The 18,359-nt window shown below is 37.6% G+C and carries 16 protein-coding genes and 2 tRNA genes; 1 reads left to right on the forward strand and 17 read right to left on the reverse strand.

Going from position 1 to position 18,359, the window contains the following annotated elements; translation table 11 throughout:
* Positions 1 to 87: 87 nt before the first annotated feature.
* The 17 genes from V5N67_RS05430 to V5N67_RS05510 form a co-directional block, all read right to left on the reverse strand.
* Positions 88 to 1,764, reverse strand: coding sequence for a ribonuclease J (locus tag V5N67_RS05430; RefSeq protein WP_332060884.1), 1,677 nt, complete (start codon positions 1,762 to 1,764; stop codon positions 88 to 90).
* A 53-nt stretch (positions 1,765 to 1,817) separates the two neighbouring features.
* Positions 1,818 to 2,621, reverse strand: a complete 804-nt coding sequence (locus V5N67_RS05435; RefSeq protein WP_332060885.1) for a biotin--[acetyl-CoA-carboxylase] ligase — start codon at positions 2,619 to 2,621, stop codon at positions 1,818 to 1,820.
* A gap of 35 nt (positions 2,622 to 2,656) precedes the next feature.
* On the reverse strand, positions 2,657 to 4,111 hold the full coding sequence (gene nuoN / locus V5N67_RS05440) for an NADH-quinone oxidoreductase subunit NuoN (RefSeq protein ID WP_332060886.1): 1,455 nt from the start codon (positions 4,109 to 4,111) through the stop codon (positions 2,657 to 2,659).
* A gap of 17 nt (positions 4,112 to 4,128) precedes the next feature.
* Positions 4,129 to 5,598, reverse strand: a complete 1,470-nt coding sequence (locus V5N67_RS05445; RefSeq protein ID WP_332060887.1) for an NADH-quinone oxidoreductase subunit M — start codon at positions 5,596 to 5,598, stop codon at positions 4,129 to 4,131.
* Entirely contained in the window at positions 5,598 to 7,562 is a 1,965-nt protein-coding gene (gene nuoL, locus V5N67_RS05450; protein ID WP_332060888.1) for an NADH-quinone oxidoreductase subunit L, read from the reverse strand. Before nuoL ends, V5N67_RS05445 begins: the two co-directional genes overlap by 1 nt.
* A 6-nt stretch (positions 7,563 to 7,568) precedes the next feature.
* A complete protein-coding gene (gene nuoK / locus V5N67_RS05455) occupies positions 7,569 to 7,877 on the reverse strand; it encodes an NADH-quinone oxidoreductase subunit NuoK (RefSeq protein ID WP_332060889.1) in 309 nt (102 codons plus the stop codon).
* An 11-nt stretch (positions 7,878 to 7,888) separates the two neighbouring features.
* A complete protein-coding gene (locus tag V5N67_RS05460; RefSeq protein WP_332060890.1) occupies positions 7,889 to 8,509 on the reverse strand; it encodes an NADH-quinone oxidoreductase subunit J in 621 nt (206 codons plus the stop codon).
* Positions 8,510 to 8,605: 96 nt separating this feature from the next.
* On the reverse strand, positions 8,606 to 9,097 hold the full coding sequence (gene nuoI, locus V5N67_RS05465) for an NADH-quinone oxidoreductase subunit NuoI (RefSeq protein WP_332060891.1): 492 nt from the start codon (positions 9,095 to 9,097) through the stop codon (positions 8,606 to 8,608).
* A gap of 14 nt (positions 9,098 to 9,111) precedes the next feature.
* Positions 9,112 to 10,158 (reverse strand): NADH-quinone oxidoreductase subunit NuoH, encoded by a 1,047-nt coding sequence (gene nuoH, locus V5N67_RS05470; RefSeq protein ID WP_332060892.1) that lies wholly within the window; start codon positions 10,156 to 10,158, stop codon positions 9,112 to 9,114.
* Between the two features lie 30 nt (positions 10,159 to 10,188).
* Positions 10,189 to 12,255, reverse strand: coding sequence for an NADH-quinone oxidoreductase subunit NuoG (gene nuoG, locus V5N67_RS05475; protein ID WP_332060893.1), 2,067 nt, complete (start codon positions 12,253 to 12,255; stop codon positions 10,189 to 10,191).
* Positions 12,256 to 12,318: 63 nt separating this feature from the next.
* Positions 12,319 to 13,626 carry an NADH-quinone oxidoreductase subunit NuoF gene (nuoF, locus tag V5N67_RS05480; RefSeq protein ID WP_332060894.1) on the reverse strand — a complete coding sequence of 436 codons (1,308 nt, stop codon included), beginning with the start codon at positions 13,624 to 13,626 and terminating at the stop codon, positions 12,319 to 12,321.
* A gap of 160 nt (positions 13,627 to 13,786) precedes the next feature.
* On the reverse strand, positions 13,787 to 14,440 hold the full coding sequence (gene nuoE / locus V5N67_RS05485) for an NADH-quinone oxidoreductase subunit NuoE (RefSeq protein WP_332060895.1): 654 nt from the start codon (positions 14,438 to 14,440) through the stop codon (positions 13,787 to 13,789).
* Positions 14,440 to 15,630: an NADH-quinone oxidoreductase subunit D gene (locus V5N67_RS05490; RefSeq protein WP_332060896.1), complete on the reverse strand. Its 1,191-nt coding sequence runs from the start codon at positions 15,628 to 15,630 to the stop codon at positions 14,440 to 14,442. The genes nuoE and V5N67_RS05490 overlap by 1 nt, the downstream gene beginning before the upstream one ends.
* A gap of 120 nt (positions 15,631 to 15,750) precedes the next feature.
* Complete coding sequence (locus V5N67_RS05495) at positions 15,751 to 16,347, reverse strand: NADH-quinone oxidoreductase subunit C (protein WP_332060900.1); 597 nt, start codon at positions 16,345 to 16,347, stop codon at positions 15,751 to 15,753.
* A gap of 14 nt (positions 16,348 to 16,361) precedes the next feature.
* Positions 16,362 to 16,943 (reverse strand): NuoB/complex I 20 kDa subunit family protein, encoded by a 582-nt coding sequence (locus tag V5N67_RS05500; RefSeq protein WP_332060897.1) that lies wholly within the window; start codon positions 16,941 to 16,943, stop codon positions 16,362 to 16,364.
* On the reverse strand, positions 16,934 to 17,299 hold the full coding sequence (locus V5N67_RS05505) for an NADH-quinone oxidoreductase subunit A (protein WP_332060898.1): 366 nt from the start codon (positions 17,297 to 17,299) through the stop codon (positions 16,934 to 16,936). Before V5N67_RS05505 ends, V5N67_RS05500 begins: the two co-directional genes overlap by 10 nt.
* A gap of 306 nt (positions 17,300 to 17,605) precedes the next feature.
* Positions 17,606 to 17,682 (reverse strand) — tRNA-Asp (locus tag V5N67_RS05510).
* Between the two features lie 217 nt (positions 17,683 to 17,899).
* Here V5N67_RS05510 and V5N67_RS05515 point away from each other — a divergent pair.
* Positions 17,900 to 17,975 (forward strand) — tRNA-Val (locus V5N67_RS05515).
* Positions 17,976 to 18,359: the final 384 nt, after the last annotated feature.

Below are 18,359 nucleotides of genomic sequence, written 5' to 3' on the forward strand. Positions count from 1 at the left end.
TATTTCCTAAATTTTTTATTTTTTAATCATAAAATGGTCTGATATTTTTCTTTTTCTTTTAATTAATAAAAAATAACGTAAAAATTTTTATTTTGATCGATGTAAAAAAACTGTACAAATAGGCTTTTTTCGCCAAATTTCATTAACAGCTGCCCTCACAGCACGCCGTATTGCTTCTCGAATAAGTTCATTATTCTTTCGCTTAACACGTGGAATATTATGAATGGTATTTTCTACAACATCTAAAAGAATATCTTTCAAAATTTCTCTTTTTTCATTTCTTTCAGGCAAACCAGATGTAATGAGACCGATATCACCAAGGAGATCATGTTTACTATTCATCTGAAGTGACACAACAACATGACCAGCATAACTTAATTTGCGACGTTCACGAATTCCTAACTCATCTTCATCACCAATAAGGCAACCATCTTTATAGATACGACCAACAGGAACTTGATCAATGACTTCTACTGGCTCTGGCGCAAGGCGCAACACGTTCCCATTTCTAATATCAGCAACAACTTTAATACCTACTTGACGCGCTAAAGCTGCTTGAGCGGTAAGGTGCATTGCCTCACCATGGACAGGAACCAGTATCTTTGGTTTTGTCCAATTATACATCTGTAAAAGTTCTGAAGGATAAGGATGACCTGAAACATGAACAAGAGCATCTTCATTTGTAATAATTTTAACTCCTAAATCTATAAAGCGATTTTGTATCTCAATAATAGATTTTTCATTTCCTGGAATACTTCGTGACGAATAAATGACAGTATCACCAGTAGAAAGCGCAATATTTCTCATTTCATTTCGCGAAAGTTTAGCTAAAGCAGCACGTGGCTCACCTTGACTCCCCGTCACGACTAAAACAATATTTTTTCGTGGAATATAACCATAATCATCTTCCGTAACGAATGGCGCTAAACCATCCATATAACCAAGCTCTTGTGCAACCATAATACTCCGCTTAAGAGAACGCCCAACAACAAGAACTTGACGTCCAGCAGATTCCGCTGCAAGAGCAATAGAACGTATCCGACCAACATTAGATGCAAAAGTTGCAATAGCAACGCGTCCTTCAGCTTGCGAAATAATTTTGGAGAGAGTTTCCTCAACTTGCTGTTCAGATGATGGTATACTATCTCGACATGCATTTGTAGAATCACACAGCAATGCTAAAATACCTTTGTTACCTAAAGCGCGAAACCGTTTTTCATCCGTTACTACTCCAAGCGAAGGCGTATGGTCAATTTTCCAATCGCCAGTATGGATCACAGTGCCTAAAGATGTTGTAAGTGCCAAAGATACAGATTCAGGAATTGAATGATTAACAGCAATAGCTTCGACTGTAAAAGAACCAACCTGAAAGCAATCACCAGCTTGAAAAATATTTAATGAAATTTTACAATCTCCAAAATCTGATTGCTTTTTACTCTCCAATAGTCCTGCTGTAAAAGGGGTACAGTAAAGTGGAACTTTTAGTTTTGGCAATAAATCAAGAACAGCACCATAATGATCTTCATGAGCATGTGTTAAAATAAGACCACGTACATTATGTTTCTCACTTTCCAAAAAGCGAACATCTGGTAAAATAAGATCTGCTCCTAGTAATTCAGGACCAGCAAAATTAACACCCATATCAATAAGCAGCCATTCACGAAAATTTTGAGGACCAAATCCATAAGCAGCCAGATTCATTCCTATTTCACCCACTCCTCCTAAAGGTAAAAACACAAACTCATTCTCATTGGCTGCAACCATCAACATCTCCTCAATCACTAAGATGATCTAGTGATGAAATAAAATTCCATAAATTAATAACGACTTGCATTAGCAGAGGCAACCAAACCAAAATGAACATCTCCAGCTGTTATAATTGCTTTTTCGCCATTTTCTTGTTTTATGATGCAGTTAAAATCATTATCAAGACCATCAAAAATACCTTCGATGATTTTTTTATCATTAACTATCTTGATATGCTGTCCGAGGTGAGCGCAGTGTGAAAGCCACTTTTCACGGATTATATCACATCCTCTTAACTCTTTCCAAAGGAGGTAATTTTTAGAAAAACACTCTGTCAAAACCGTAAATAATTGTTCTGCATCAATATGTAAACCAATGTCATTTAGACTCGAAGTGGGATAAGGTGCATCTTCGTAATTACACTTTATATTCATTCCGATACCAACAACCAATGCATATTTTTGTGATGTCAATTGAGAAATTTCAAGTAAAACGCCAGAGCTTTTAGCTCCTCTTAGCAGAATATCATTTGGCCATTTTAAACTAATAATATTATTTATTTGTTTTTCATCTTTTATAAATCGTTTTACTGCTTCTAACATACTTAATCCCGCTACAAAACCAAGCTGGGCAGCAGTCTGATGAAGGATATCATCAATTAACAAAAGACTAGAATAGAGGTTTCCTTTCGGACTATGCCACGATCTACCCCTTCTCGCTCTTCCTTGTGATTGCTCCCGTGCAACAATCCAAAGATAACCACGATGACCAGCATGTGCTTTACGCTGTGCAATAAGATTTGTTGAATCAACATTTTCATATGATTCAACAGTGTATCCTTGTTTTTGTGCAAAATCTGATAAGGTGTAAACCATATTCGTTAAATCCCACAAAATGTAAATTATATTCCTTAAAATAATGCAGCTGCTGCTTTTTCTGCCAACTCAGCAAACCAAATTCCAAAAAATGTGTAAAATAAAATGAATAACGCAGACAGACTGAGACAAAATTGAAGCTCGCTCGATAAAATAGCGAAATGCGCTTTTGCATTATCAAACCACATAATTTTTATAATGCGTAAATAATAAAAAGCTCCAATAACAGACGCTATCATACCAACGATAGCAAATGGGACAAGACCAGCATGAACAGCAGCGGAAAATGTATACCACTTCCCAAAAAAACCAGCCATAGGTGGTATGCTGGCTAAAGAGAAAAGCTGTATAGTCATCACAACAGCCATAAATGGATTCGTCTTTACCAACCCTGAAAGATCATAAATATTTTCAACATTTTCATCATTAGACCGCATCCCGAGAATAAAAGCAAATGAACCAAGTGTCATGCTAAGATAAATAGTCATGTAAAGAATAACGCTTTTTACCCCGATTATATCTCCAGCAGCTAAACCAACAAGTGCATAGCCCATATGACTGATTGATGAATAAGCCATGAGGCGTTTAATATTATTCTGACCAATCGCCGCAAATGCACCAAGAATCATCGATGCAATTGCCATAAACACCAAAATTTGCTGCCATGCAGGCATAGAACCGTCAGAACTACCCAATGGAATGAAGGTCATAACAACAACACGAATCATTAAAGCCATTGCTGCAATTTTAGGGGCACCAGCAAAAAATGCTGTAATAGGTGTTGGTGCTCCTTCGTAAACATCGGGTGTCCACATATGAAACGGAACTGCAGAAATTTTAAAAGCTAAACCAGCTAAAATAAATACAACCCCAAAAATAACACCCAAATTTAAACTATCACCTTTTAAAGCAGTAGCAATTTCACGAAAACCAATTTGACCAGTAAAACCATAAAGCAAAGAAATACCATAAAGTAGTAACCCTGAAGACAAAGCTCCTAAAACAAAGTACTTAATACCCGCTTCAGAAGACTTAACATTATCACGATTAATTGCCGCTAAAACATATAAAGCTAAGGACTGTAGTTCTAATCCCATATAAAGTGACAGCATATTGCCCGCTGAAATCATGAGCATCATGCCAAGAGTTGCTAAAAGAACTAACACTGGAAATTCAAATATATCAAATTTTTGAGCACAGGTAAAACTAACTGACATAATAAGAGCAAAGAGTGCACCAATAAGCGTTAAAATTTTCATATAGCGACTAAAAGCATCTATAATAAGTGCATTAGTTTGAAATAAACCACTTTTGGGAAAAACAATAATAATAACAATAGTCGCAACAAGAAGAGCAATTGCTAGACCAGTTACGGTTAAATATGAACGTGCACTGGAATAAACACCAATCAAAAGTAATGCGACTCCCCCCAATGCTATTAAAATTTCTGGAAAGATTAACACTAATTGAGCTATCATTTCGGTTTGCATGAGCATTCTTCTTTTTTCTAGTGCAGTTTATTGATAAGAGTTTGTACAGAAAACGCCATCGTTTTGAGAATAGGCGTTGGGTAAACACCAAAAAATATTGTAAGAAAAATCATCGGATAAAGGATGATTTTTTCTCTTAAAGAAAGATCCGTGAGTACTTTCAAACTCTCCTTATCCAAAGAGCCAAAAATCATACGCCGATAAAGATAGAGTGCATAAGCCGCTGATAAAATAACGCCAGTTGTAGCAAAAACTGCAACGAATGTATTAACCTGAAAAACGCCTATTAAAGTTAAAAATTCACCCAAAAAGCCTGAACTTCCTGGTAAACCGATATTTGCCATAGTGAAAATTAAGAAAACAACAGCATATTTAGGCATATTGTTTACTAAACCGCCAAAAGCTGAAATTTCACGTGTATGCAAACGATCGTAAATAACACCAACACAAAGAAATAAAGCAGCTGAAACAATTCCATGCGACAACATTTGATAAATGGCACCTTGGATGCCTTGTTCATTCGCAGCAAAAATCCCCATCGTCACGTATCCCATATGGGCGATTGATGAATAAGCGATAAGTTTTTTTATATCATTTTGAACAAGTGCAACTAACGATGTATAAATAATAGCGATAAGTGACAATGTGAAAACCAAAGGAGCAAAATTAGCTGAAGCAATGGGAAACATTGGCAAAGAAAAACGAAGAAAACCATAACCGCCTAATTTAAGTAGCACACCAGCTAAAATAACAGAGCCTGCTGTTGGTGCTTCTACGTGAGCATCAGGTAACCATGTATGGACTGGCCACATTGGCATTTTAACTGCAAAAGAAGCAAAAAATGCAAGCCACAACCATAATTGCATATGTATAGGAAACTGGTAACTCAGCAAAGTTGGAATATCAAGCGTTCCAGATTCCCAATACATAGCCATAATGGCAATCAACATAAGCACTGAACCAAGCAAAGTATATAGAAAAAATTTCATACTTGCATAAACACGACGTGCTCCACCCCAAACACCGATAATAATAAACATAGGAATAAGGCTGCCTTCAAAAAAGACATAAAACAATATTGCATCAAGAGCGCAAAAAACTCCAATAATCGCAACTTCAAGAAGAAGAAAAGCAATCATATAAAATTTTAATCTCTCTTGAATAGTTTCCCAACTCGCTAAAATACAAAAAGGCAAAAGAAAAGCTGAAAGAACGACAAAAAGAATAGAAATACCATCAACACCCATATGATAGCGAATGCCACTGCCTAACCAGTTAACTTTCTCAACCATTTGGAAATTAGGATTTGTATTATCAAATCCTGCCCAAATCACTAAAGAAATAGCGAAAACAAATACGCTCGTAAAAAATGCCACATTGCGTATATTACGTTTCGCTACCTCACTATCATCTTTGATTAACAAAATCAAAATTACGCCAACAAGCGGTAAAAATGTAACCGTAGAAAGAATAGGCCAATCTGTCATCAGTTTAAGCTCCCGACCATCATCCATGTGATCAGCGCGGCAACGCCGATAAGCATTGCAAATGCGTAGTGATAAAGATAGCCCGTCTGCATTCGAACAACTTTATTTGTAATGTCAACAACACGCGCAGCAATACCATTGGGGCCCAAACCGTCAATGATCTTACCGTCACCCACCTTCCAAAAAAAGTAACCTATTTTGAGAGCAGGACGAACAAATACAGCATCGTATAGTTCATCAAAATACCATTTATGGTAAAAAAAACGATACATTGCAGGCATTAACTTAGCAATTTTTTTCGGAATGGAAGGAATAAAAATATAGAATACGTAAGCCAATACAAATCCTAAAATCATTGCTGTAAATGGTGACCATTTAACCCAATTTGGAACATTATGTGCTTCATGAAGAATATGATTATGGACTCCTGTAAATAACGCCCCCTTCCAAAACAAATCATACCAACTGCCGAAAAAGTAAGGCTGAAAAACTGCACCAGCAAACAATGCCCCAATAGACAAAACAAACAGTGGAATCAACATAATTGGGGCAGATTCATGCACATGATGCATAACGTCAACAGTTGCACGCGGCTTACCATGAAATGTCATAAACACAAGCCGCCATGAATAAAAACTTGTTAACAAAGCAGCAAAAACAAGAAGCCCAAAAGCATACCCTGAAGCAATGTTATGTGATACAAAAGCAGATTCTATAATCGCATCCTTGGAAAAAAATCCAGCTGTACCAAAAAATGTTCCTGGAATTCCAACGCCTGTCAATGCGATAGTCCCTATTACCATCATCCAATAAGTTACTTTGATATGTTTGCGCAGCCCCCCCATTTTCCGCATATCCTGCTCATCAGATACTGCATGAATTACAGATCCTGCACCAAGAAACAACAAAGCTTTAAAAAAAGCATGAGTAAAGAGATGAAAAACAGCTGCTCCATAAGCTCCAACACCTAATGCAACAAACATATAACCAAGTTGCGAACACGTAGAATAAGCAATAACGCGCTTAATATCATTTTGTACCAATCCCACAGTAGCTGCAAAGAACGCAGTTGTTGCTCCGATAATAACAATCACTGTCAAAGCAATTGAAGAAAGCTCAAAAATTGGAGACATACGTGCAACCATAAAGACACCTGCGGTTACCATTGTTGCTGCATGAATGAGTGCTGATACAGGCGTTGGCCCCTCCATTGCATCAGGAAGCCATGTGTGCAAAAAAAATTGTGCTGATTTTCCCATAGCGCCAATAAACAATAATAGGCACGTAACAGTAATTGCTGCCTGTCCATCAAGTTGCCAACTTAAAAATGTCATGTTTTGTACAAAACTATTGTCTGCAGCTTTTTCAAAAATAGAAGAGAAATTAATGGATTGGAATAAAACAAAAATACTGAAAATCCCCAAAAGGAAACCAAAATCTCCAACACGATTAACCACAAAAGCCTTCATTGCAGCCTTGTTCGCAGAAGCCCTTTGAAACCAAAAACCAATCAATAAATAAGAAGCCAGTCCAACACCTTCCCATCCAAAAAACATTTGGATTAAATTATTGGCCGTTACCAACATAAGCATCATAAATGTAAATAAAGAAAGATAAGAAAAAAAACGAGACCTTGAAGGATCATGATGCATATAACCAATTGAATAAATATGAACTAATGCTGAAACACTATTTACAACAACAAGCATAACAGCCGTCAATGTATCAATATGTAATGTCCAATTAAAATTTAAAACGCCAACATTAACCCAATGTAACACTGGTATATCAACAGCTGAATCATGACCAATAGCAATATTAAAAAAAGCTACCCACGATAACGCCGCAACAATCACCATAAAGCTACACGTTACTAATTCACTCGCGCGAGCTCCTATAGTTCTTCCACCTATAGCAGCAATTAAAAAGCCCAAAAGCGGAAGAAAGACGATCGCATAATACATCAATAATCAGCCTTTCATTACATTAACATCTTCAACCGCAATAGAACCACGATTACGGAAAAAAACTACAAGAATTGCTAAACCAATTGCAGCTTCAGCAGCTGCAACTGTTAAAATAAATAAAGCAAATACCTGACCAACAAGGTCATGAAGAAATGCTGAAAATGCAATAAAATTGAGATTAACTGAAAGCAATATAAGCTCAATTGACATAAGAATAATAATTACATTCTTTCTATTTAAAAAAATTCCAGCAATACCGATTGTAAACATTAGAGCAGAAACAGTGAGATAATGAGTGATATCAATATACATAATCCCCCCCTTTAAATGCCTTTTCCTGATTCAACCTGCTTAATTTCAATTGCATTTTCCACTGTCCTAGAAACTTGTACTGCAATGGATTGTCGCTTTACACCCGATTTATGACGAAGTGTTAAAACGATTGCACCAATCATTGCGACCAATAAAATTATCCCAGCAATTTGAAAGTAAAAAACATAATCCGTATAAAGAATATCGCCTAATGCTTGCGTATTTGTCTTCTGCTCTAAATTTGGCATTGGTTGCGTAATATGCGTTTCAAGCACTGAAGGAAAACGATTACTCAAAAAAACAACAATAAGTTCCACCGCAACAATAGCCCCAACAAAAATTCCAATGGGAGCATACCGAAGTGCGCCACTTTTAAACTCAGCAAAATCAACATCAAGCATCATAACCACAAATAAAAATAAAACTGCTACAGCACCAACATAAACAACCAGCAGAAGGAGTCCCAAGAATTCTGCTCCTGCAAGCAAAAATAAAGCCGCAGCATTAAAAAATGACAATATCAAAAACAAGACTGAATGCACTGGATTCCGTGCAGTAATAACAATAACTGCACTCACGAGCATAATAAAAGCAAACAAATAGAAAAATGCCGCCGCTAGACCTGTTAGCATAGGCTTCTCCTTAACTAACCAAATAATTGGTATGATAATTCATACCAGATGAAAATTTATCGGAAAAATTATCCGACTACTCATTTCATGATACACTCAACGATAAGGTGCATCCATCAATATATTTCGAGCAATTTCTCGCTCCCAACGATCTCCATTCATTAAAAGCTTTTCCTTATCGTAATAAAGTTCTTCACGCGTCTCCGTTGCAAACTCAAAATTAGGACCTTCAACAATAGCTTCAACTGGACAAGCTTCTTGACAAAAACCACAATAAATACACTTAACCATATCTATATCATAACGAACAGTTCTACGTGTACCGTCATTGCGCCGCGGTCCCGCTTCAATTGTGATAGCTTGAGCAGGACAAATTGCCTCGCACAATTTACAGGCAATACAACGCTCTTCACCATTTGGATAACGACGTAGAGCATGTTCACCACGAAATCTCTGAGAAACAAAACCTTTCTCATAAGGATAATTAATCGTAGGTTTTGGTGAAAAAAATTGACGCATTGCTAAGAAAAAAGCACTCACAAACTCTAATAGAAGGAGCGACTTTGCCGCCTGAATAAGACCTGACACAGTAAAATCTCCTATTAAGCAAAACCAGTATATTTTAAAAAAGCAGCAGTCATCACAACCATTGCCAATGAAAGAGGAAGAAATACCTTCCAACCAAGTCGCATTAACTGATCATAGCGATAACGTGGGACAAACGCTTTAACCATAGCAAACCAAAAAAACACAAAACAAACCTTTAAAACGAACCAAACAATACCAGAAATCCAATTAAGCCACCAAACATCCAATGGAGGCAACCAACCACCTAAAAATAAAATGGTTGTTAATGCACACATTAAAACAATAGCAACATATTCACCAAGGAAAAAAAGCATGTACGGAGTTGAAGAATACTCAACCATGTGACCAGCGACAAGTTCAGATTCTGCTTCCACTAAATCAAAGGGCGGACGATTTGTTTCCGCAAGTGCAGAAATAAAAAATATAATAAACATTGGAAAAAGAACTAGCCAATTCCAATCAAGAAAACTACTAAAAGGAAGACCAAAAGCTGTACCAAGACCATTATTTTGTTTATAGACAATTGCTGTGAGATCCAATGAACCACTTATCAAAATGACGGTTACAAGCACAAATCCAATTGAAACTTCATAAGAAACCATCTGTGCAGCTGAACGAAGAGCACCTAAAAAAGGGTATTTTGAATTTGATGCCCACCCTCCCATAATGACACCATAAACTTCAAGAGATGAAATAGCTAAAATATAAAGCAAACCAACATTAATATGTGCAACTTCCCAACCATCATTAACTGGGATAACAGCCCAAGTTGACAACGCAAGCGTAGCAGAAACAAAAGGTGCTAAAAGAAAAACACCCTTATTAGCTCCAGCTGGGATAATAGGCTCCTTCACAACAAATTTAATTAAATCTGCAAAGGATTGCAACAACCCCCATGGACCAACAACATTTGGACCACGCCGCAATTGTACAGCAGCCCAAATTTTCCTATCTGCATAAAGAAGGTAAGCAACCAAGATCAGAAGAACAACTAAAAGAAGAAGTGTTTTTCCGACTATAATGAGTAATGGCAATAACCAAGTCATAAAGAAATCATACATAACCATTCCTTTTTCCTTTACGCCTTTACTTCACATGGCTTGCATAGCGCGACTCTTTGCGAGAGATGAACATTCAGCCATCACTGCAGAAGCACGTGCTATCGGATTTGTCAAATAAAAGTCTTTAATCATAGAAGTAAATGTTTGCGTCTCCAGAACAACTGTTTGTGAACCAAGCGCTTTAAGATCATCTATACTGGAAGGTATTATATCATCAATAGCACAAAGATGCGGATAATCATTAAATAAACTCTGTCTTAACTGCGCAAGCGAATCAAATGGAAGTTTTCGTTCCAAAACATCAGATAAAGCACGTAAAATTGCCCAATCTTCCTTTGCTTCACCTGGAGCAAAACCAGCTCGGTTTGTCATTTGAACACGCCCTTCGGTATTTACATAAAGTCCTGACTTTTCAGTGTAAGCTGATGCTGGTAAAATAACATCAGCAGCATGTGCACCATTATCACCATGGCTGCCGATATAAATTGTAAAAGCTTGTTTATTGGCTAATTCTACTTCATCAGCACCAAGTAAAAATAAAACTTCACAAGTTTTAATGATGTTTTTTATCCCAAGCTTGGAAGTAAAACCAATGTCCAATCCTCCAACAGTTGATGCAGCATTATGAAGAACACCAAACCCATTCCATTCCTCACTAAGAGATCCAACACTATCAGCTAATTTTGCAAGATTCTTTAAAACAGATAAACCTTCTTCACCTGAAATAGCCCCCTCTCCGATAAGAATAAGTGGTCTCTCAGCTTCTTTTAACACATGAAAAAATGCATCCTCTTTACGAATAAGAGCATTTAATGCATCGGCACCTATTCCAAGATGAGAATATGGGTAACATAAGTCAACTTTTTCTCCAATTAACGCAATAGGGAATCGCCCCCTCCGCTGACGCTTTAAAATACGTGCATTTAAAACAGCAGCTTCATAACGTGGATTAGATCCCACGATAAGTAACGCATCAGCTTGCTCAATACCTGCAATCGTTGGATTAAAAATATAACTCGAACGCCCAAACTCAGGAGATAAAGCTACCCCCTTTTGACGACAATCGAATGCCTTTGAACCTAATGAAATCAGCAATGCTTTAAGCGCATACATCTCCTCAACAGACGCAAGATCCCCAGCAATTGCTCCAATCTTTTCTGGAAAAGCTTTAGAAATTACCATTTTTATTTTTGCAAAAGCTTCTGTCCAACTTACAGGTTGAAGCTTTCCATCTATACGTACATACGGCTTATCAAGTCGCTGAGTACGTAACCCGTCCCAAATAAAACGCGTTTTATCAGAAATCCACTCCTCATTTACCTCTTCATTTGTACGTGGCATAATTCGCATAACTTCACGACCACGGCTATCAATACGAATAGCACTACCCACAGCATCCATCACATCAATCGATTCTGTTTTAACTAACTCCCATGGACGTGCATGAAATGCATAAGGTTTTGAAGTTAAAGCTCCTACTGGACAAAGATCAATAACATTTCCCTGCAACTCAGATGTTATTGCTTTTTCAAGATACGTCGTAATTTCAGCATCTTCACCACGACCTATCAAACCAAGCTCAGAAATACCTGCAACTTCCGTTGTAAAACGGACGCAACGTGTACAATGAATGCACCGTGTCATAACAGTTTTCACAAGTGGTCCAATATATTTATCTTCTACAGCGCGTTTATTTTCTGTGTAACGTGAACAATTACGTCCGTAAAGCATTGCTTGATCTTGAAGATCACACTCTCCTCCTTGATCACACACAGGACAATCTAAAGGATGATTGATGAGAAGAAACTCCATAACACCTTCACGTGCTTTTTTAACCATCGCAGTGTTAGTAAAAATTTCAGGCACTTCACCATTAGGTCCTAACCGTAAATCACGAACCCCCATAGCACAAGAAGCTTGAGGTTTCGGAGGACCTCCCTTAACTTCAACCAAGCACATACGGCAATTTCCAGCAATTGATAAAGATTCATGAAAACAAAAACGCGGCACTTCAGCACCTGCAGCTTCAGCAGCCTGAAGCAACGTATAATAATCAGGAACTTCAATCTCTTTACCATCAACTTTGATATTTATCATTATTCATCCAGCCTGCGGATAACCCATTTTAACTTATATTTCATTGCTCTTAAAACAAATACTCTATCCTATTGCCTCCAAAGCAATATTTTTACTTTGAACTGTATTGCGCGTATAATCATCAATTCTGCGCTCAATTTCTGAACGAAAGTTACGTATCAACCCCTGTATAGGCCACGCTGCAGCATCACCAAGCGCACAAATAGTATGCCCTTCAACCTGCTTAGAAACTTCAAACAAAAGATCAATTTCACGTTTCTGCGCTTTTCCCTCAACCATACGTCCTAAAAGACGCATCATCCAACCAGTACCTTCACGACACGGCGTACACTGACCACAACTTTCATGCTTAAAAAAAGCTGCTATACGCCAAATTGCCTTAATGATATCGGTTGATTTGTCCATAACGATCATACCTCCCGTACCAAAAGAAGACCCAACATCTCGCATCCCGTCAAAATCCATAATTGCATCAACCATATCTTCACCACGAACAACTGGACAAGAAGCTCCTCCTGGAATAACTGCTAAAAGATTATTCCATCCACCACGAATTCCCCCTGTATGTTTTTCAATTAATTCACGAAAAGATACACCAAGGGCTTCTTCAAACGTACAGGGCGCATTTACATGTCCAGAAACCATAAATAACTTTGTTCCAACATTATTTGCACGTCCAATCGATGAAAACCACGAAGCACCTCGACGTAAAATCGTTGGAACAACTGCAATAGACTCTACATTATTTACTGTTGTCGGACAGCCATACACTCCCATATTTGCAGGGAATGGCGGCTTAAGTCGAGGTTGTCCTTTTTTTCCTTCAAGACTTTCAAGAAGAGCTGTTTCTTCACCACAGATATAAGCACCAGCACCATGATGAATAATAATATCACAAGCATGCCCATGTTTTGTTTTTTTACCAAGTAAACCCGCATCGTAACATTCATCGACTGCAGCTTGAAGCGCCTCACGTTCACGAATATATTCACCACGAATATAAATAAAAGCAACATGAGCTCCCATAGCAAAAGTAGCGATCACACACCCTTCAATTAAAGTATGGGGATCATGCCGCAAAATATCGCGATCTTTACATGTTCCTGGCTCTGATTCATCTGCATTCACAACCAAATAATGTGGTCGACCATCACTTTGTTTTGGCATAAAAGACCACTTCATTCCAGTCGAAAAACCAGCACCACCACGACCGCGCAGACCTGATGCCTTTACCTCATCAATAATCCAATCACGGCCTTTTTCGATAATTGCTCTCGTACCATCCCAATGTCCGCGCAACATTGCAGCTTTTAATGATTTATCTTTTAAACCATAAATATTGGTGAAAATGCGATCTTTATCAGCCAGCATACCCCCTCTTTTTTCTCTTGCCCGTAACATTTTTAGCATTTCCTCAAAAGCAACTCTTAAACATTTTTTCTAAACTTTTTATTCTTAATTAGAGATTTCCTAATAAAATAAATAAAATAACAAACCCCTTCTCGAGAAAAATATTTATTATGCTCTTGCTTCATTCTTTTTCTTTAAAACCTTGAATAACTTCTTCTTTTTTTTCATCATCAATGAGAGAAGTTAAACCACTAATCGGCTCTGATGATCGGCGACCATTTTGCGGACCAACTGCTACCTTAGAACCATTCCCTGCCTCAAATGCATCAATAATTTCTTCAAGGCGTTCAGCTGTAAGATCTTCATAAGTATCTTTAAAAATCATGACCATTGGAGCGTTTACACAAGCACCAAGACACTCTACCTCTTCCCATGATAACGTTCCATCTTTATTAGTAACAAAAGGCTCACGATGAATTTTTTTTTGACAAACTTTAATTAATTCACCAGAGCCACGCAACATACAAGGAGTCGTGCCACAAACTTGAATATGTGCCTTTGTTCCAACTGGCTGAAGCTGAAACTGAGTATAAAAAGTTGCAATTTCCAAAACACGAATGCAAGCCATAGAAAGAAGCTGAGCAATATGCTCAATTGCAGCACGCGTTACCCAACCATCTTGCTCTTGAGCACGCATTAACAACGGAATTACAGCAGACTGCTCACGTCCTACAGGATATTTTTTTATGGTATTTTGCACCCACACCTGATTTTCTTTTGTAAAAAAAAATTCTCTAGGCTGGTAAACATCATCTGCTAGACGGCGCACAGACATTAGCGATCAACCTCCCCAAAAACAATATCAATCGAGCCCAAAATGGCTGTAGCGTCTGCCAACATATGGCCTCGGGTTAAAAAATCCATAGCTTGAAGATGAGCAAAGCCAGGAGCACGTAACTTAACACGATAAGGCTTATTGGTTCCATCAGAAATAAGATAAACACCAAATTCACCCTTCGGAGCCTCTACGGCAACATATACCTCACCAGGAGGCGTATGAAAACCCTCTGTATAAAGTTTAAAATGATGAATAAGCGCTTCCATCGAACTTTTCATTTCGCTACGCTTTGGTGGAACAACTTTGCGATCTAAACTCGAAACTGATCCATCTTTTTCAGTACTGAGTAAACGATCTACACATTGGCGCATAATTTTTGCTGACTGACGCATTTCTTCCATACGAATAAGATAGCGATCATAACAATCACTATTTTTACCAATAGGAATATCAAACTCTATTTCATCATAACATTCATAGGGTTGACTTTTACGCAAATCCCACGCCACACCAGCTCCGCGAATCATTACTCCTGAAAACCCACGCGCCCAAGCTTCATCAATACTTACCACGCCAATATCTACATTACGCTGCTTAAAAATTCGATTTGGCGTCACAAGTGCATCAAGCTTACCAAGTGCATCGAGAAACGGATCAATAAAATTACCAATATCCTCAATTAAAGATTCAGGTAAATCTTGATGCACCCCACCAGGACGAAAATAATTTGCATGAAGACGTGCACCGCATGCACGTTCATAAAAAATCATCAATTTTTCACGTTGCTCAAATCCCCAAAGCGGAGGCGTCAAAGCACCAACATCCATCGCCTGTGTTGTTACATTAAGCAAGTGATTAAGAATACGTCCAATTTCAGAAAATAAAACACGTATTAACTGACCTCGTTTGGGAACCTCAATACCCAATAACTTTTCAATAGCAAGCACAAAAGCATGCTCTTGATTCATAGGAGCAACATAATCCAAACGATCTAAATAAGGTCCCGCTTGAAGATAAGTTTTTGTTTCCATTAATTTTTCTGTACCGCGATGCAACAACCCAATATGTGGATCTACACGTTCAACAACTTCACCATCTAACTCCAGAACCATACGCAAAACCCCATGCGCTGCAGGATGCTGCGGACCAAAATTAATATTAAAGTTTCGGACATTGACCTCTGCCACAATCAACCTCTTGCTTTTTTTACAGACCTTATATCAAGCTCTAATAAAACTTTACCATACTGAAAATACCCAATATTAAGAAGCTTATTACTTTAGCGCCGTGCGTTATTGGCTCCAACATCATTTTTTTTCATCACATGATAAAATATCTTGAGCACCTTCCCAAGGAGAAAGAAAATCGAAGCTACGCATCTCTTGTCGTAAAACAACAGGTTCATAAATTACCCTTTTTGCTTCATTATCATAACGACATTCAACAAAACCCGTCACAGGAAAATCTTTACGTAAAGGATACCCTTCAAACCCATAATCAGTTAAAATCCGCCTTAAATCGGGGTGACCTGAGAATAAAATTCCGTACATATCATATGCCTCGCGCTCATACCATTCTGCTCCAGGGTAAACTGAGCAAGCAGAAGCAACAGGAGTCTTTTCATCAGTGCACACCTTAACACGCAATCGTAAATTATGCCGAGGAGACAATAGCTGATAAGAAACATCAAAACGCTTATCACGAAAAGGATAATCAACACCACTAATGTCTGTAATATTAATAAATTGGCAGCACGCATCGTCACGAACGAACATTAAAACATCCGTAATTGCATCAAGACGCGATATAATAGTCAACTCACCAAACGCCAAAACAGTCTTTTCAAGCTTATCCCCTAATCGGTCTTTCAAATAAGTAGCAAGTTCGACCAATGATTCACTCATCATAATAAAGTTCCCTACCGTTCTATGGAGCCAGTACGACGAATCTTTTTCTGTAACAACAATATACCATATAGCAACGCTTCCGCGGTAGGCGGACATCCTGGGACATAAATATCCACAGGGACAATACGATCACACCCACGCACAACAGAATAAGAATAATGGTAATATCCACCACCGTTTGCACATGATCCCATAGAAATCACGTAACGCGGTTCAGGCATCTGATCATAAACTTTTCTTAAGGCAGGTGCCATTTTATTTGTTAAAGTCCCAGCTACCACCATAACATCTGATTGACGTGGTGAAGCACGTGGTGCATATCCGAAACGTTCATTATCATAGTGTGGCATTGAACATTGCATCATTTCAACTGCACAACAGGCCAAACCAAAACTCATCCACATCAATGAACCGGTCCGCGCCCAAGTAATCAAAGCATCCGCTGAGGTAACTAGGAAGCCTTTATCCGATAATTCAGCATTAATATCACGGAAAAATTTATCGTCAGAACCTATCAACCTATCCGCATTTGGATCAATAATTCCTTTTGGTTTTGGAGCAGTAACCGTTGAGTTTCTAGATATCAATCCCATTCAAGAGCTCCTTTTTTCCATTCATATATAAACCCGATAGTCAAAAGCGCTAAGAATATAATCATCGACCAAAAACCGAACATACCTATAGAACTAAACGAAACTGCCCAAGGAAAAAGAAAAGCAACCTCAAGATCAAAAATAATAAATAAAATCGAAACTAAGTAAAATCGAATATCAAACTTCATGCGAGCATCATCAAACGAATTAAATCCACATTCATAAGCTGATAATTTTTCAGGATCAGGGGAACGATAAGCCACAATGTAAGGCATAACTAATAGAGCTCCAGCAATAACTGCCGAAACAATAATAAAGACTAATACCGGTAAATAGGAGCTTAATAAATGAGTCATAATCCTCTTCCGCTTTAATAAGATGCTCGAATCAACACAATTACCCAATATTTCTTAGACTTAATAAACGAATTGAAGTAACTGCTTTGTTAATTCCGCTCGTACAGCTTCAAGGGCATGCCGCGCGATATTTTCTATCGGCATAGGTACCGCAGAGCAAGAAAAGACGCAAGCCCCTATTAGTAAAACCATATAAAAAAGAAGAAGAATCTAAATCTGAGATAGAGTTTTGCAGGAAATCAACACTACCAACCACTAAAAATTTTACAAATATAACGTGAATGATATAGAAAATCCAGAAATAAATGGCGCGAGTGACGGGACTCGAACCCGCGACCTCCGGCGTGACAGGCCAGCACTCTAACCAACTGAGCTACACCCGCGCACTCTACTTAAACCAATTAATTAATTGGTGTAATCGACCGTGTAAGGGGTTCATTCATTTCTGTCAAGTTAGATTACGCATTTTTTTTAAAAAAATTAAATAAACAAGAAAAAAACATTTTTTCTTTTAAAAAGATCAATAAAGGATGTCTTTATCCTTGCGTTTTTAAAAAAAATTTTCTAAACAGTGCCTACTTAATTGCATCTTATTGCGTCGGGCGATTAGCTCAGCTGGTAGAGCGCCTCGTTTACACCGAGGATGTCGGGAGTTCGAGTCTCTCATCGCCCACCATTTATTTCTATCGCGTAAAATTTAATCAATTTTTTCCACTTTTGAAATGTATAGCCATGCAAAGTATAAGGGAATAAGATGTTCTGAATTTTTTAAAAAGCACTTTGAAGTTATTTTAAAAGTGAAGTTACAAATAAGAGAATATTTTTTCATATTTTGCATATGCAAAAATAATAAAATTGAAATTATTACGCGTTTTTTTAAATTAAAATTTTAGTTAAGATATAAAAAATAGTTTTATCATTTACAAATTTTATTTTTATTGAAGTAAATAAGCAATAATTACTTTATATCATATCAATTTAAGTACATTAAATCTCATTTAAAAGTTATTTTTTGTATAAAAAAATTATAATAACATCGATAATGGGAATTGAATGCAGT

Source organism: Bartonella rhinolophi (genome assembly GCF_036576165.1).
Classification (GTDB): domain Bacteria; phylum Pseudomonadota; class Alphaproteobacteria; order Rhizobiales; family Rhizobiaceae; genus Bartonella.

Bases quoted from the DNA above. Each gene is read 5' to 3' on its own strand.
- V5N67_RS05430 (WP_332060884.1), bottom strand. From the start codon at position 1,764: ATGGTTGCAGCCAATGAGAATGAGTTTGTGTTTTTACCTTTAGGAGGA.
- V5N67_RS05435 (WP_332060885.1), bottom strand. From the start codon at position 2,621: ATGGTTTACACCTTATCAGATTTTGCACAAAAACAAGGATACACTGTT.
- nuoN (WP_332060886.1), bottom strand. From the start codon at position 4,111: ATGCAAACCGAAATGATAGCTCAATTAGTGTTAATCTTTCCAGAAATT.
- V5N67_RS05445 (WP_332060887.1), bottom strand. From the start codon at position 5,598: ATGACAGATTGGCCTATTCTTTCTACGGTTACATTTTTACCGCTTGTT.
- nuoL (WP_332060888.1), bottom strand. From the start codon at position 7,562: ATGTATTATGCGATCGTCTTTCTTCCGCTTTTGGGCTTTTTAATTGCT.
- nuoK (WP_332060889.1), bottom strand. From the start codon at position 7,877: ATGTATATTGATATCACTCATTATCTCACTGTTTCTGCTCTAATGTTT.
- V5N67_RS05460 (WP_332060890.1), bottom strand. From the start codon at position 8,509: ATGCTAACAGGTCTAGCGGCGGCATTTTTCTATTTGTTTGCTTTTATT.
- nuoH (WP_332060892.1), bottom strand. From the start codon at position 10,158: ATGTATGATTTCTTTATGACTTGGTTATTGCCATTACTCATTATAGTC.
- nuoG (WP_332060893.1), bottom strand. From the start codon at position 12,255: ATGATAAATATCAAAGTTGATGGTAAAGAGATTGAAGTTCCTGATTAT.
- nuoF (WP_332060894.1), bottom strand. From the start codon at position 13,626: ATGCTGGCTGATAAAGATCGCATTTTCACCAATATTTATGGTTTAAAA.
- nuoE (WP_332060895.1), bottom strand. From the start codon at position 14,440: ATGTCTGTGCGCCGTCTAGCAGATGATGTTTACCAGCCTAGAGAATTT.
- V5N67_RS05495 (WP_332060900.1), bottom strand. From the start codon at position 16,347: ATGAGTGAATCATTGGTCGAACTTGCTACTTATTTGAAAGACCGATTA.
- V5N67_RS05500 (WP_332060897.1), bottom strand. From the start codon at position 16,943: ATGGGATTGATATCTAGAAACTCAACGGTTACTGCTCCAAAACCAAAA.
- V5N67_RS05505 (WP_332060898.1), bottom strand. From the start codon at position 17,299: ATGACTCATTTATTAAGCTCCTATTTACCGGTATTAGTCTTTATTATT.